We start from the raw sequence: 13982 nt of genomic DNA, 5'->3' as shown, positions 1-13982 counted from the left end.
ATGGCGAAGGCCGCATCGACGCTGATCGTCATTCCCTGCCTCAACGAGGCGGCCCATATTGGCGGCCTGCTCGAGCAATTGCGGCCGGCGGCGGCAAGGCTCGGCGCCACGATCGTCGTTGCCGACGGCGGCAGCGCCGACGGTACGCAAGCCATCGTCGAGGAGATCGCGGCGCTGGATACTCGAGTGGTGCTGCTTGCCAATCCCAAGCGTCTGCAGAGCGCGGCGATCAATCTCGCGGTCGCGGCCTACGGCGACAGCGCCGATTACCTGATCCGCATCGACGCGCATGGCGGCTATCCCGCCGAATACTGCGACAGGCTGGTCGAGGAGGCTTCGGCCACCGGCGCCGATTCGGTCGTCGTATCGATGCTGACCAGCGGCACTGGCGCCGTGCAGAAGGCAGTCGCGGCGGCGCAGAACTCCAAGCTCGGTACCGGCGGCTCGAAACACCGCCACATGTCGGAAGGCGAATGGGTCGACCACGGCCATCACGCGCTGATGCGCGTCGCCGCTTTCCGGGACGTCGGCGGCTATGACGAAAGCTTCAGCCACAACGAGGACGCCGAGCTCGACTATCGCCTGCGCCAGGCCGGCTACCGCATCTGGATGAGCGGCAGGACGCACATGGTCTATTATCCGCGCGCGACGCTGAAGAGCCTCTATTTCCAGTATCTCGGCTATGGCCGCGGCCGCGCCAGGAATGTGCTCAAGCACCGCATGGTGCCGAAGGTGCGCCAGATGATCCCGCTTCTGGTGGCGCCGGTGGTGGTGCTGGCGCTCTTCTCCTTCGTCCATTGGCTGGCGGCCGTGCCGTTCCTGTTGTGGGCGGCCGTGTGCCTCGGCTATGGCGCAGCTACCGCGGTCCGTGAGCGCAATCCGGGCATCGCGCTTGTCGGCGTCTCGGCCATGGTCATGCATTTCGGCTGGTCGGTCGGTTTCTGGCAGCAGCTTCTGCTGGGTCGTTCCCAGCGCAAGGTGGCGTGATGGCCGGCCGCTCGATCGACATCTGCATCTGCACCTTCCGCCGGCCGGAATTGGCCGACACGCTGCGCTCCATCGCGGCGCTGGAGAAGCCGGCGGGGTCGGAGATCGGCGTGGTCGTCGCCGACAATGACGACGAGCCGACGGCGCAGGAACTGGTGAAGGCCCTTACGCGGGAACTGAAGCTCCCAATCCGCTATCGCCATGCGCCGGCGCGCAACATCTCCATCGCCCGCAACGCTTGCCTCGATGCCAGCGTCTCGGACTTCGTCGCGTTCATCGACGACGACGAGACGGCCTCGGCCGCCTGGCTGGTTGAATTGATGGCGGCGGCCGACGCCAAGGGCGCCACCGCCGTGCTCGGGCCGGTCCGCGCGCATTATCGCCAGGATGCGCCGGCCTGGATGCAGAAGGGCGATTTCCATTCGACCTTGCCGGTCTGGGTGCGCGGCGAGATCCGCACCGGCTACACCTGCAATGTCCTGTTGCGGATGGCGGATTCCAGCCTGCGTAGCCGGCGCTTCAGCCTGGCGCGCGGCCAGACCGGCGGCGAGGACACCGAATTCTTCGATGCCATGGTGAAAGCTGGCGGCCGCATCGCCTTCGCGCCGGAGGCGTACGTCGACGAAGTCGTACCGCGCGCGCGGGCGGCGTTCGACTGGCTGCGCCGCCGCCGTTTCCGCTTCGGCCAGACACATGGCCATCTGATCGGACACAACACGCCTGGCTTGCGCCGCGTCGGCCAGGTCTGCCTCGCCTCGGCCAAGGCTGCCTATTGCTTCGGCATGGCTGTGCTGACCGCGGTCAGCCCGGTGCGCCGGAACCGCAGCGTGCTGCGCGGCATCATGCATGTCGGTGTCGTCAGCGGTTTGGTCGGGGTCCGCGAAATCCGCCAATACGGCCTTGCGCCGCAAGAGGGGGACAAGCGTGCAGCCTGACGTCAGCTTCGTCATCGCGGCCTACAATGCCGAGGCGACCCTTGACCGGGCGATCGCCGGCGCAATCGCGCAGCGCGGCGTCAGCGTCGAGATCATCGTCGTCGACGACCAGTCGCGCGACCGCACGCTGGAGGTGGCGCGCGCCTATCCGCAAGATATCGTGAAGGTGGTGGCTCTGCCCGCCAATCGCGGTCCGGGCGGCGCCCGCAATGCCGGCCTCGACATGGCCAGTGGCCGCTGGGTCGCCGTGCTCGATTCCGACGATGCCGTGCTGCCCGACCGCCTGGCGGCGATGATCGCCCGCGCCGAAGCGGCGGGGGCCAAGATCGCGGTCGACAACGTCCAGGTCGTGCGCGAGGACGGTACGCCCGACAACACCATGTTCCCGGCAAGCTACCTGGAAGCCTTAAGCGAAATCACGCTCGCCGATTACATTGCCGGCAACCTGGTCTTCGAATCCCGCTTCAACCTCGGCTATCTGAAGCCGATCTTCCAACGCCGTTTCCTTGACGAGAACCGGCTGCGCTACGACGAGAAGCTGCGCATCGGCGAAGACTACATTCTTCTCGCGAGCGCCTTGGCCAGGGGTGGAAGCTGCGTCGTCGAGCCGAGCGTCGGCTACATCTACCACATCCGCACCGGCTCGATTTCGCGCGTGCTCGAACTGCACCATGTCGAAGCGATGGCCCGTGCCGACGCGGCCTTTGCCGCGCAACATTCGATGGACGACAAGGCCAAGGCCGCCTTCGCCCTGCGCGGCCGCAGCCTGCGCAAGGCGGCGTCCTTCCTGTCGCTGGTTAAGCACATCAAGGCGCGCGCGCCGCTCAAGGCGATAGGCACGGCGCTCAGGGATCCGGCCGCGGTCAGGCATATGGGAATGCCGATCGCGGTCCGGCTGCGCAGGGTTGCGGCTCAGTTCGCCGTGGGGACGGGGAGATGAAGCATGCCGGCCATTTTGGATAGCCAGCGTTAGATTGAAATCTTTTGTCTCAGAAGGAATAGCAGATGCAGAAAGTCAGGAAGGCAGTGATCCCGGTGGCGGGGCTCGGAACGCGGTTTTTGCCGGCGACCAAGTCGATGCCCAAGGAAATGCTGCCCGTGGTCGACAAGCCTGTCGTGCAATATGCCGTCGACGAGGCGTTCGAGGCCGGCATCGAGCACATCGTCTTCGTCACCGGCCGCAACAAGGCCGTCATCGAGGACTATTTCGACCTGCATCCTGAATTGATCGGCACGCTGGAGCAGACCGGCAAGAAGGCGCAACTGCAATCGCTGGAAAGCCTGCTGCCCGTCGCCGGCGCCACCAGCTTCATCCGCCAGCAATCGCCGCAGGGTCTTGGCCACGCTGTCTGGTGCGCGCGCGACGTGATCGGCAACGAGCCTTTCGCGCTGCTTTTGCCCGACATGGTGTCGTTCGGCGCCCGCGGCTGCCTCGCCGAGACGGTCGATCTCTACGAGCGTACCGGCGGCAACGTCATCGCCGTCGAGCGCTGCGACCCGGCCGAGACCAGCAAATACGGCATTGTCGCGCGCGGCAACGACGTCGGCTCGGGCTTTGAGGTGACCGCCATGGTCGAAAAGCCGGCGCCGGCAGAAGCGCCGTCGAACTTCTACATCAACGGCCGCTATGTGCTGCAGCCGGAGATCTTCGCGCTGCTCGGCAACCAGCAGCGCGGCGCCGGCAACGAGATCCAGCTCACCGACGCCATGGTGCGTCTGGCTGAAAGCCAGTCTTTCTATGCCCAGCCTTTCGGCGGCCGCATGTTCGATTGCGGCTCCAAGGAAGGCTTCATCGAGGCGACCATCGCTTTCGCCTTGGCGCGCGACGACATGAAGGGACCAGTGTTTGAGATGCTGCAGCAATTCGTCCGGTCGCATGAGCGCCGGGAAGTAGCCGCATAATGCCCAAATTTTGGGTGCATATGCGCAATCGCGATGGCGCGACAGCCACGCCGGCGCTTGGCCTGCAAGGCCTCGCGCCGCGTGGCATGAATGTTGCGTGGTCTTTTCTGGTCATGACGCCGATTTACGAAGGCCGATAGCGCCTGCAACCTGGAATTGGACCGAAGATGAACTATGCCAACTTCCCTCTCGACAAGAGGACGCCGTTGCCCAGCGCCGATCAGGAAAAGGGTGAGGACTTCATCGACGTCGAGCGTCTGCTTGGCATGGCGGCCCGGCAGGCCAAGGTGGTGGCGGTCTGCGCCATCATCGGCCTGTTCCTGGGCGTTATCTATCTGCAGACCACGCCCAAGCAGTATATGTCGGTCGCCAGCGTGCTGATCGACGAAGGGCTGAACAAGGTGGTCGACGACATTTCGGCGGCCTCGGCCACCATGCAGACCGATTCTTCGATGCTCAGCCAGATCGAAATCCTGAGTTCCGCGCGGCTGGCATCGGTGGTGGTCGACAAGCTGAAGCTCGACCAGAACCCGGCCTTCATGAACCCGCCGCAATCGGCTTTGGTCAAGGGCATCGGCTTCCTGCGCGGCGTGGTCGGCTATTTCCGCAGCAGCTCTGCCGACGAGATCCCCGGGATGGAGAATGTCGACGAGGCGACGCGCGAGGCCATGATCAAGACGGCCACGCATGACTATGCCGTCTTGAAGCTGCAGAGCGAGGTGCTGGCGCAGCGCAACGGCCGCAGCTACGTGATTTCCATCGGCTATCAGGCGGCCGATCCCGGCTTGGCCACGGCCATCACCAAGGCCTATGCCGACGCCTATCTTGCCGACCAGCTCAACGCCAGCTTCGACGCCACGGAGCGTGCGGCGGTCTGGCTGCAAGGCAGAATCTCGGAGCTTCGCCAGAGCTCGCAGGACGCCGCCCTTGCCGTCGAGAAGTTCAGGGCCGAGCACGGGCTTTCCGCCAACAGCGACGGCCAGCTGATGAGCGACAAGCAGCTTTCCGACCTCAACGCCCAGCTGATCGTGGCGCAGGCCGATACGGCGCGCGCCAGCGCCCGCTACCAGCAGTACAAGGCGATCGTCGATAGCGGTTCCGAAAGCGCCTTCAACGATTCGGCCGTCGGCGCCGACCAGCCGAGCAGCTCGGTGATCATCGCGCTCAAGACGCGCTATCTCGCGATCGCCAAGCGCCTGCAGGATGTCGAGACGAATTTCGGCAAGGATCATCCGCAGGCAGTCGCCCTGGCAAAGGAGAAGGCCGATGTCTCTGCGCAGATATTCGGCCAGTTGAAGCAGCTCACCGAAAGCTATCGCAACGACTATGAGGTGGCACAGGCGCGCGAAACCGCGCTGCGCGACAAGATCTCCACGGCCGCCGGCAAGAGCTCGATCGACAACCAGTCGCAGGTGAAGCTGAAGGAAATGGACCAACAGGCGCAGGCGCTCGCCACGCTGTACCAGACCTTCCTCAGCCGCTACGAGGAAGCTTCGCAGCAGCAGTCCTTCCCGGTCGGCAAGGTTCGTATCATATCCGACGCGTCGATGCCGCTTACCGCTTCAAGCCCGCGCACCTTGCGCGTGATGGCGCTGTCGCTGGTGCTCGGCCTGATGCTCGGTGCCGGCTTCGGCGGCCTCAACGAGTTCAACGAGCGCTTCTTCAGGACCGGCGAGGACATTCGCGATCGCGTCGGCCTGAAATTCCTCGGCTACCTGCCGACCATCGGCGGTGGCAGGGCCAAGGAAGCCAAGTCTGATGAAATGCCGGCCGACGGCAAGGTGGCGAGCCTCTCGGCAGCTGAGAAAAGGGCGCGCATGCGCGTCAGCATCGACGCGCCGGCCTCGATGTTCGCCGAGACGCTGCGCAATGCCAAGATCGCTTTCGACGTCGTTATGGAAGACCGCGGCTGCCGGGTGATCGGCGTCGTCTCGGTGCTGCCCGGCGAAGGCAAGTCGACGGTGGCTGCCAATCTTGCCGGCCTGCTTGCCGCCAACGGCGCCAAGACGCTGCTCATCGATGGCGACTTGCGCAATCCGGGCCTCAGCCGCAGCCTCGGCATGGAAGCCGAACAAGGCCTGATGGAAGCGGTGGTCAACGGCCAGACCTGGCAGTCGGTCGGCAAGGTCGACCGCCAGACCAAGCTTGCCATCATTCCCGCAGTCTTGCGCGGCCAGTTCTCGCACACCAGCGAGCTTCTGGGGTCGGCCGGCATGCGGCGCTTCATCGAGAACGCCAAGGAGACGTTCGAATACATCATCGTCGATCTGCCGCCGCTTGGCCCCGTCGTCGACGCCAAGGCTTTCGCGCCGCTGGTCGACGGCTTCGTGCTGGTCGCCGAATGGGGCCGCACGCCGCGCAACATGGTGCGTTCGATGCTGGAATCGGAGCCTTACATCGCCAACAAGGTCGTCGGCGCGGTGCTGAACAAGGTCGACCTGAAGAAGCTGGCGAAATATGGCTCGCTCGGCGGCTCGGAACGCTTCTTCGACCGATACTCGACCTATTATCTGGAGAAGTCGGAAGCGCGCGCCAAGCAGGCTGCCTGAGGCGGGTTTGCGCGCAGAAAAACCGAGATATGGGGCGGCTCAGCCTGAAGCGGCGAGCCGCCCTAACCTTGTGAAGACAGCAGTCGGCCGTATTTGCCGACGATCCTGAGCGCGGTCAGCCGCCCGGTCTGGAAGGCGCCGGTGTCGATGTCGATCCGGCGTCCTTCGCGTTGCGGGGCGTCGACGATCGTGTGCCCATGCACCACCCAGCGGTCGAGGCGGTGCGCCGCCCGGAAGAACTCCTCGCGTATGTTGAGGAGGTCGGTCTCGTCCTGCGCCTCGAGCGAGACGCCGGGCCGGATGCCGGCATGGACGAAGACCCATTCGTCGGAGCAGACCATCACCGGCAGCGTGCGCAGGAAGTCGATATGGCTGGAGGGTATCGCCTCGCGGATGCGCCTGTCGGTCTCGTCGCTCGACCCGTAGAGGCTTGCCAGGCGGTCGGGATCGACGCCGTAGGAGAACAACGTCTCGCGCCCGCCATAACCGAGCCAAGGCTCGCGCGACAGATAGCCGTCGAGATAGGCAAGCAGCGCCACCTCGTGGTTGCCGGCGAGGCAGACGCGCAGAAAATCTTTCGGCGGCGGCGCCATCAGATGCTCGACCACGCGCCGCGAGTTCGGCCCGCGGTCGACATAGTCGCCGAGCATGATGATGATCTTGCGACCGCTGAACCGCTGCGCGTCGCGGACGATCTTGTCTTCCAGCGCCCTCAACTCGTCGAGGCAGCCATGCACGTCGCCGATCGCGTAGACCACGGTGCCGCGCATATCCATGACCAGCCGTTCGCGCGGCGCGGGTCGGGGTCGTCTCGATCGCAGGAACAGGCTCACGGATTGAGGCTCGGGTACTAACACTGGACTGCGCCTCGAATATCACGCCGAATGCAAACAATTCCACACCGGGCGGTTAACCATTTCACCGAAATGGCGACCTGCTCTATCTCTCTGTTTTTCAAGCAATTCCAAAAGGTAAACCGCTTCACCCCTTTCCTTGGATTGCTCTGGCCCGGCGTCAGGCGGCCTTCAGCCGGTAACGAAACAGCGTGTGGTCAAGCGCCAACCGGATGCGCGGTTCGGCCTCGGCCGCGATCAGCCAACTCGCCGCGATCATCGCCGCGGTAACGACCGGGACCGCCGCAAGATAGGGCAGGCCGGTCCGCATCAGCGCGCCCAGCATCGCCGCGCCCACCACATCGTGGATGAGGTAAAGCGGATAGGTCATCAGCCCGATCCGCCGCCAGCCGCTCCAGGAAAGATCGAGGCGCAGCGACCACGCCATCAGCGCCACCGCAATCAGGAAGATCGCAATGGGCGGTGCGTAGGGCATCGCGACCTCGACCTTGATGCTGTGCACGTCGACCGAACTGACGATCTCGAGCACGCCGCCGAAGAGGAACAATCCGCAGAAAGCCAAGCGCGGCACGGTTGTTGCCTTGAAGCGCATCAGCCATAGAAGCACGCCGACGGCGAAGAAGGCGCCGTGATGCACCAGCGTCAATTGCAGCCAGCGTGTTTCGGCGAGATCGGTCCAGCCGAAGGTGAAATAGGCACACCAGAACAGCGTGCTGACGAGGCCGATGATGACTGCGACGGTCTCCATCAGGTCGAAGCGGCCGAGCCTGAGCAGGGTCCAGACGATGGCGTAGAAGGCGATCTCGATGCCAAGCGTCCAGTAGACGCTGTCCACCCACGGATCGAACGGTACGAACAGGCCGGTGCGGACAAGCCGGATCATGGCATCCGTCGGCCAGGACAGGCCGACCATCAAAAGCACGATCGCCGAGATCGGAGCGCAGACCCAGACCGCCGGGGCCAGCCGCCGGAAGCGCGCCTCGAAGAATCTCAGCGGCGTCGAATTCTCGGCGCTGAAGGCGATGACGAAGCCGCTGATGACGAAGAATATCTGTACGCCTACCCAGCCGGAGCCGAGGAAGGCCATTTCGGGGTGTGGCGAAACACCGCCGGTGGCGCGCGCCGAAATGCCGTCGGGATACGCCCAGACCCAGAAGCCATAGTGATAGACCATCACCATGACGGCAGCGAGGAATCGCAGGATGTCGACGCCGCCGAATGTCGTCTTGTGCTGAGCCATGCCGTGCCTTCGGTATGGCCCCCCACGCGAAGTTTAAGGGCTATTGCTGCATTGCACAACAGACGATTGCGCTGCGCAACATGAATTCATGCTGCGCAGCATAGAGCGCTTTGATTTGGCGCAATTCCGGACGGAGGGCGACGGCGAAGTCGCCGCGCCTTACCGCGTCACACTTTTCCTGGAATTGCTGCGGGCGATCTATACGCCAATGCCGCGTCCCTTCAGCGCCGCGGTGATCTCGTCGAGGATGACGGGATCGTCGATCGTCGCCGGCATCGTCCAGTCTTCCTTGTCGGCGATCTTCTGCATGGTGCCGCGCAGGATCTTGCCGGAGCGCGTCTTGGGCAGGCGTTTGATCGTCACCACCGTCTTGAAGGCGGCGACAGGGCCGATCCGCTCGCGCACCAGGCCGACGACCTCGCTCTCGATGGCGCTTGTGTCGCGCGCCACGCCGGCGTTGAGCACGACGAAGCCGAGCGGAATCTGGCCCTTCATGGCGTCGGCGATGCCGATGACCGCGCATTCGGCGACATCCGGGTGAGCGGCCAGCACCTCTTCCATGGCGCCTGTCGACAGCCGGTGGCCGGCGACGTTGATGATGTCGTCGGTGCGCGCCATGACATAGAGATAGCCGTCTTCGTCCATCAGGCCGGCGTCTGCCGTTTTGTAGTAGCCGGGGAACTCTTCGAGATAGGCCTCGCGGAACCGGGCGTCGGCATTCCACAGCGTCGGCAGGCAACCCGCCGGCAGCGGCAGCTTGACCACGACATTGCCCAGCGTGCCGCGCGGCACCTCGTGGCCGGCATCGTCAAGGATGCGGATGTCGTAGCCTGGCATCGGCACGCCGGGCGAGCCGTATTTCACCGGCAGCAGCCCGAGCCCCGCTGGATTGATGGTCATCGGCGAGCCGGTCTCGGTCTGCCACCAATGGTCGACGACCGGGCGGTCGAGCTTTTGCTCGGCCCATTTGATGGTTTCGGGGTCGGCGCGCTCGCCGGCCAGGAACAGGGTGCGGAATTTCGATAGGTCGTATTTCGGCACGAACTCGCCCTTGGGGTCTTGGCCCTTGATGGCGCGGAAGGCCGTCGGCGCGGTGAACAGCGCCACCACGCCATGCTCCGCGATCACCCGCCAATAAGTCCCGGCGTCCGGCGTGCCGACCGGCTTGCCCTCGAACAGGATGCTCGTGCAGCCATGCAAAAGCGGCCCGTAGACGATGTAGGAATGGCCGACCACCCAGCCAACATCGGACGCCGCCCAGAACACTTCGCCGGGCTTGACGCCGAACTCGTTGTCCATCGTCCATTTCAGCGCGACCATATGGCCGCCATTGTCGCGCACGATGCCCTTCGGCTGGCCGGTCGTGCCGGAGGTGTAGATGATGTAGAGCGGGTCGGTGGCCAGCACCGGCACGCAGTCGACATTGGCGCCGGCCGCGCGTTCGCGCGCCACGGCATCGGCATAGTCGAAATCGTAATTGTCCTTCATGTCGCAGCGCAGCTGCTCGCGCTGCAGGATCAGGCAGGCGTCCGGCTTGTGTTTCGACATTTCGATCGCCTTGTCGAGCAACGGCTTGTAGGCGACGACGCGTCCGGGCTCCAGTCCGCAGGAGGCGGTGATGATCAGCTTCGGCTTGGCGTCGTCGATGCGGGTGGCGAGCTCATGCGAGGCGAAGCCGCCGAACACCACCGAATGCACGGCGCCCAGTCTCGAACAGGCGAGCATGGCGATCGCCGCTTCGGCCACCATCGGCATGTAGATGATGACGCGGTCGCCCTTGCCGATGCCGCGATGCCGGATCACCGAAGCCAGCGCGATCACCTCGTGTTTGAGCTCGGCATAGGTGAATTTGCGCACCGTGCCGGTGATGGCGCTGTCATGGATCAGCGCCAACTGGTCGGCGCGGCCGCCCGCGACATGGCGGTCGAGCGCATTGTAGCAGGTGTTGCAGGAGGCGCCGACGAACCAGCGGCCATAGACGCCGGCCCCCGGGTCGAAGACCTTGTCGGCCGACTTATACCAGTCGATCGCCTTTGCCGCCTCGGCCCAGAACCCTACGGGGTCGCGTTTCCAGCCCGCATAGACTTCATGATAGCGTGAGGCCATCCGGCTTTCCTCCCCAGGAGTATCTCATCTCCCGGGAAATAGCCTAAGTCGGTTCCGCCGGCCATGTCTTCCTGCAATTTGGTCGACATCGCGCCAAATACCTTGCTGCGGCGCATCCGGTCCAACGCGCCGTCCAATCGTGTCCTGAATTTACAGCCGGCTTAGAGCGGCAATGCCGCCAGCATCAGCCCAACACCGCCGGCGATCAGAATAGCAGCCGCCAGTGCCTTCCGATGGCGCTCGAACGCCGTCGGAGCCCGTTCCCAATTGTAACGCATAACAGAACAACTCCCCAAAGCCCGGCGGAGTCATAGCTTACTTGGGGGAAGTATGGCAACCCTGGGACGAGTGCGCCTTGACAGCGGGTACAACCACCCGTCATCCTTCCGCCGTGGATTTGTTTTTTGGGGGATTTTGATGAAGAGCATTTACGAAAAGCCGATGCTGGTAAAGCGTGAGAAGCTGTCGACCGTCGTTGCCGGGGCGCCAAGCGGCCCGACCGGTCCGAAGGGTTGAAGCATCGTTGCCTGCTATGGACGACGCCTTGATGCCGCGCTAATTGCTCTGCGGCTAAAAAAGCAATTCCTGGAGATGCGTGAGCTGTTCCGTCCAGAATTGCGTTGAAGCAAAGAGATAGGGCGGGCACATGGCTGAGATAGTCTCGGATACGGTTCTGCGCATGGCGGACGACGCCTCGGTGCAGCATGTCGGCGACGGCGCCGTCGTGCTTCTGGCGCGCAGCGGCCAGCTCTACACTTGCAACGACACCACCGAAGCCTTTCTCGACAAGGTCGATGGCGCGCGCAGCCTCGACGAGATCGTCGGCCTGTTGTCGGACGAATTCGAGATCGACAAGGCGACGCTCGACGAGGATATGACGGCTTTGGCAGTCGAGCTGGTTGCCGAAGGCATCCTTGCCGACCCAGGCGCGTGATGACCGACGGACCGTTCCTGCGCGCCCTGTTCCGGACCCATTTGTGGTTGAGCGCGCGGCTGATGCCGGCGCTTGTCGGCCGCCGCGATTTCGAAGGGGTGTTGAAGCTGGCGCCGCTGCGATCACCGACGCCCTATCGCGACCTGCCCTGGACCTACATCGTGCACCGCGTCAACCGTACGGTGCGCCACCCCTGGTTCATGCGCGACCGCAGGTGCCTGCGTGAGGGCCTGCTCGGCTTCCGCTTCCTGCGAATGGCCGGGCTCGATCCCGATCTGCGGTTCGGCGTCGATGCCAAATCGATGCACAAGCCACGCTTGTCGGCGCATTGCTGGGTCTGCCTCGACGGCAGGCCGGTGGTCAGCGACAGCCAGCCCGGCATGGTGGAGATCTATCGTCATCCCTCCAGCGCAAAGGCGCCTGCCGCTTGACCGATCAGACCTTCAGCTACGATCTCAAGGGCCAGGTCATCAGCATAACCGCCCCGCGCGACGATCTCTGGCCGGGATTCGACCTGATGCTCGGCACCCTGCGCGTCGACGACGCCGAGCCCGGGTTTCGCGTCAACATCGTCGAGACCGCGGAACTCGACGAGGACCCCGCGGGAAAGCTTGCTTTCGACGGCGACGTGCCGGTGGATGGCTATTGCCGGATGATCGACGCCGGCGACGTCTTCCATCTGATCTTTCCCGGTCAGCAGACGGTTGCGGTCCACGACAGGGAAGGTTGGGCCGAGATCCGCGTTCATCCCGACAGCAAGATCAAATGGACGCTTGCCATGATGGTGATCGACTCCGCGCTCGATGCCGGCGGCCAGCACATGCTGCACACGGCCGGCCTGACGCTGCCCGGTACGGATGCGCTGGTGCTCATCCATGCGCCGAGCGGCACCGGCAAGTCGACGACGTCGCTGGCGCTGGCATCGCGCGGCTACGGCCTCTGCTCGGATGACGTCATGATCCTCGGCGCGGTGCCCCAGGGTGTCGCGGCCTGGGGCATGCCGCGCAAGGTGAAGATCCACCGCAACACAGCGTCCATGCTGCCCTTCGTGGCGCCCTTGCTTCGCGACAAATGGGACGCCGAGGGCGAGCAGGCCGTATCGCTCGAACGCCTCGCCGAGGTGATCCGCGTCGAGGACGTCCGCATTCGGCCGATCGCGGCGCTGCTGAATCTTGCCCGCTCCGCCGATGGCGAGAACCGGCTTTTGCCTCTGGCCAGAACCGACGCCATGGTGGCCCTGGCCACCGACAATGTGCGGACCGGCATGACCGGCTTGATGCCGCTTCAGAAGCGCCGCATGGCCACCATCGCGACGCTGGTCAAGACGGTGCCGACCTTCACGCTGGAGGTCGGCAGAACGCCTGCGGATGCGGCCAGCCTGATCCAGGCGGCGCTGCCGGCTGACGCAATTCCAGGAAAAGTGTGAAGCGGTAAGGCGCGGCGACTTCGCCGTCGCCCTCCGCCCGGAATTGCGTCAAAACAAAGAGATAGCACTGTCAGTCCGTCGCGCCGAAACGTACAATCTCGAAGGATCGCGGCCCCTGTCGGGCCCTCCGGCGTCTCGACTGCCATCGCAGCAGCCGGCGGGAAAATCCGTTATAGGCCAGATGGACGACGCGCGCGTCGGCGCAGTCGAACTCCACCAGCCCCCATCGGCTTTTCGCCGCTTCGCCGGTGGGCGGTCCGAGGCGCCGGACAGGCTGACCCAGCCGGACCGGCTCGCCCCTTACCAGGACGTTCACGGGAAAACTCGACCCGACGATGCGGCACAGCCGGGCGACGTGCTCGGCGGACGATTGCCCGCTGACGATCAATGGATCGCGATCGAGACGCGCCCAGACATAGGTGCCGTCCGGCTGCGGTGATCCGGCAAGCTTGCCGTGGCAAAATTCGGGGACTACATCCGCCACCAGCGCGGCCATCCCATCGGCCAGAGCCTGGGCCACCGTTCCAGCCGAATGCCAATCCGCCTTGGCAAGTTCCACCTGCGCGAGGATGTCGCCTTCATCGAAGCCCGAGGTCATCTTGTGCAAGGTCACGCCGCCATGGCTTTCATGCACCTGATCGACAACGAGCCGATAGATCGGATTGGGGCCGCGATAATGCGGCAGAAGGGCAGGATGCAAGTTGAGGCCGCCCTGCGGAAACAGCTCGAGCGCGCTCCGGGGGATCAGGTTTTTGAAGGCGAAGCAGATCAGAAGGTCGGCCCCGAGCGTGCCGATTTCTCGCCCAAGCGCGTCCCAGTCATAGGGTTGGCTGAATTCGATCAGGCGCGTGTGCCGAAGCCGGGACCCCAGCGCAGCCCTTCGCCGCAGGCGGCGGCGCAAGGTGCTGAAACTGAAGCGTTTGCCGGGACGTGGACCCGGCACGACGATCGCGGCGATGCGGTGGCCCTTGTCGACCCAACTGCCAAGCATGGGCGCGGTGACGTATGAAACCTCGGTGACGAAGACGGCTGACAGAGGCGTTTCCATG

General features: G+C 64.5%; 12 protein-coding genes. 8 read left to right on the top strand and 4 right to left on the bottom strand.

Translation table 11 applies throughout. The annotated features are described in order from the left end of the window. From FJ988_RS02220 to FJ988_RS02200, 5 genes are all read left to right on the top strand, one after another. A complete protein-coding gene (locus FJ988_RS02220; RefSeq protein ID WP_140815105.1) occupies nt 1–987 on the top strand; it encodes a glycosyltransferase family 2 protein in 987 nt (328 codons plus the stop codon). Continuing rightward, the gene (locus FJ988_RS02215) at nt 987–1922 is read left to right on the top strand and encodes a glycosyltransferase family 2 protein (protein WP_140815104.1); all 936 of its coding nucleotides are present in this window, start codon (nt 987–989) and stop codon (nt 1920–1922) included. Before FJ988_RS02220 ends, FJ988_RS02215 begins: the two co-directional genes overlap by 1 nt. Continuing rightward, a complete protein-coding gene (locus FJ988_RS02210) occupies nt 1912–2862 on the top strand; it encodes a glycosyltransferase family 2 protein (protein ID WP_246688406.1) in 951 nt (316 codons plus the stop codon). Before FJ988_RS02215 ends, FJ988_RS02210 begins: the two co-directional genes overlap by 11 nt. A 65-nt stretch (nt 2863–2927) precedes the next feature. Next, a complete protein-coding gene (galU, locus tag FJ988_RS02205; RefSeq protein WP_140815102.1) occupies nt 2928–3824 on the top strand; it encodes a UTP--glucose-1-phosphate uridylyltransferase GalU in 897 nt (298 codons plus the stop codon). A 167-nt stretch (nt 3825–3991) separates the two neighbouring features. Beyond that, complete coding sequence (locus FJ988_RS02200) at nt 3992–6373, top strand: polysaccharide biosynthesis tyrosine autokinase (RefSeq protein WP_140815101.1); 2382 nt, start codon at nt 3992–3994, stop codon at nt 6371–6373. Nucleotides 6374–6435: 62 nt separating this feature from the next. On the opposite strand, the gene FJ988_RS02195 is transcribed toward FJ988_RS02200, so the two are convergent. The 3 genes from FJ988_RS02195 to FJ988_RS02185 all read right to left on the bottom strand — a co-directional run bounded on the left by FJ988_RS02195 (nt 6436) and on the right by FJ988_RS02185 (nt 10573). Further along, nucleotides 6436–7149: a metallophosphoesterase gene (locus FJ988_RS02195; RefSeq protein WP_181183391.1), complete on the bottom strand. Its 714-nt coding sequence runs from the start codon at nt 7147–7149 to the stop codon at nt 6436–6438. Nucleotides 7150–7387: 238 nt separating this feature from the next. Beyond that, entirely contained in the window at nt 7388–8467 is a 1080-nt protein-coding gene (locus tag FJ988_RS02190; protein ID WP_140815100.1) for an acyltransferase, read from the bottom strand. A 198-nt stretch (nt 8468–8665) separates the two neighbouring features. Beyond that, complete coding sequence (locus tag FJ988_RS02185; protein ID WP_140815099.1) at nt 8666–10573, bottom strand: propionyl-CoA synthetase; 1908 nt, start codon at nt 10571–10573, stop codon at nt 8666–8668. 646 nt (nt 10574–11219) lie between these two features. Between FJ988_RS02185 and FJ988_RS02175 the strand changes: the two genes are divergently transcribed. Genes FJ988_RS02175 through FJ988_RS02165 form a run of 3 tightly spaced genes read left to right on the top strand, consistent with a single transcriptional unit; the run spans nt 11220 to nt 12933 of the window. After that, complete coding sequence (locus tag FJ988_RS02175) at nt 11220–11507, top strand: PqqD family protein (protein ID WP_140815097.1); 288 nt, start codon at nt 11220–11222, stop codon at nt 11505–11507. Beyond that, nucleotides 11507–11938: a lasso peptide biosynthesis B2 protein gene (locus FJ988_RS02170; RefSeq protein ID WP_140815096.1), complete on the top strand. Its 432-nt coding sequence runs from the start codon at nt 11507–11509 to the stop codon at nt 11936–11938. The genes FJ988_RS02175 and FJ988_RS02170 overlap by 1 nt, the downstream gene beginning before the upstream one ends. Then, nucleotides 11935–12933, top strand: a complete 999-nt coding sequence (locus FJ988_RS02165) for a serine kinase (RefSeq protein WP_140815095.1) — start codon at nt 11935–11937, stop codon at nt 12931–12933. Before FJ988_RS02170 ends, FJ988_RS02165 begins: the two co-directional genes overlap by 4 nt. A 70-nt stretch (nt 12934–13003) precedes the next feature. Here the strand turns inward: FJ988_RS02165 and FJ988_RS02160 are convergent, their stop codons facing one another. Further along, entirely contained in the window at nt 13004–13981 is a 978-nt protein-coding gene (locus tag FJ988_RS02160; RefSeq protein WP_140815094.1) for a formyltransferase family protein, read from the bottom strand. Between the last annotated feature and the right edge of the window lies 1 nt (nt 13982).

The sequence above is a fragment of the Mesorhizobium sp. CU3 genome (assembly GCF_006442965.1).
Taxonomy (GTDB): Bacteria; Pseudomonadota; Alphaproteobacteria; order Rhizobiales; family Rhizobiaceae; genus Mesorhizobium.
The sequence above is the reverse complement of the archived record's forward strand: the minus strand, read 5'-3'. Positions and strand labels throughout refer to the sequence as shown.

Excerpts from the sequence above, each read along its gene's own strand:
- FJ988_RS02220 (WP_140815105.1), top strand. The coding sequence starts at position 1 with ATGGCGAAGGCCGCATCGACGCTGATCGTCATTCCCTGCCTCAACGAG.
- FJ988_RS02215 (WP_140815104.1), top strand. The coding sequence starts at position 987 with ATGGCCGGCCGCTCGATCGACATCTGCATCTGCACCTTCCGCCGGCCG.
- galU (WP_140815102.1), top strand. The coding sequence starts at position 2,928 with ATGCAGAAAGTCAGGAAGGCAGTGATCCCGGTGGCGGGGCTCGGAACG.
- FJ988_RS02200 (WP_140815101.1), top strand. The coding sequence starts at position 3,992 with ATGAACTATGCCAACTTCCCTCTCGACAAGAGGACGCCGTTGCCCAGC.
- FJ988_RS02195 (WP_181183391.1), bottom strand. The coding sequence starts at position 7,149 with ATGGATATGCGCGGCACCGTGGTCTACGCGATCGGCGACGTGCATGGC.
- FJ988_RS02190 (WP_140815100.1), bottom strand. The coding sequence starts at position 8,467 with ATGGCTCAGCACAAGACGACATTCGGCGGCGTCGACATCCTGCGATTC.
- FJ988_RS02185 (WP_140815099.1), bottom strand. The coding sequence starts at position 10,573 with ATGGCCTCACGCTATCATGAAGTCTATGCGGGCTGGAAACGCGACCCC.
- FJ988_RS02175 (WP_140815097.1), top strand. The coding sequence starts at position 11,220 with ATGGCTGAGATAGTCTCGGATACGGTTCTGCGCATGGCGGACGACGCC.
- FJ988_RS02170 (WP_140815096.1), top strand. The coding sequence starts at position 11,507 with ATGACCGACGGACCGTTCCTGCGCGCCCTGTTCCGGACCCATTTGTGG.
- FJ988_RS02160 (WP_140815094.1), bottom strand. The coding sequence starts at position 13,981 with ATGGAAACGCCTCTGTCAGCCGTCTTCGTCACCGAGGTTTCATACGTC.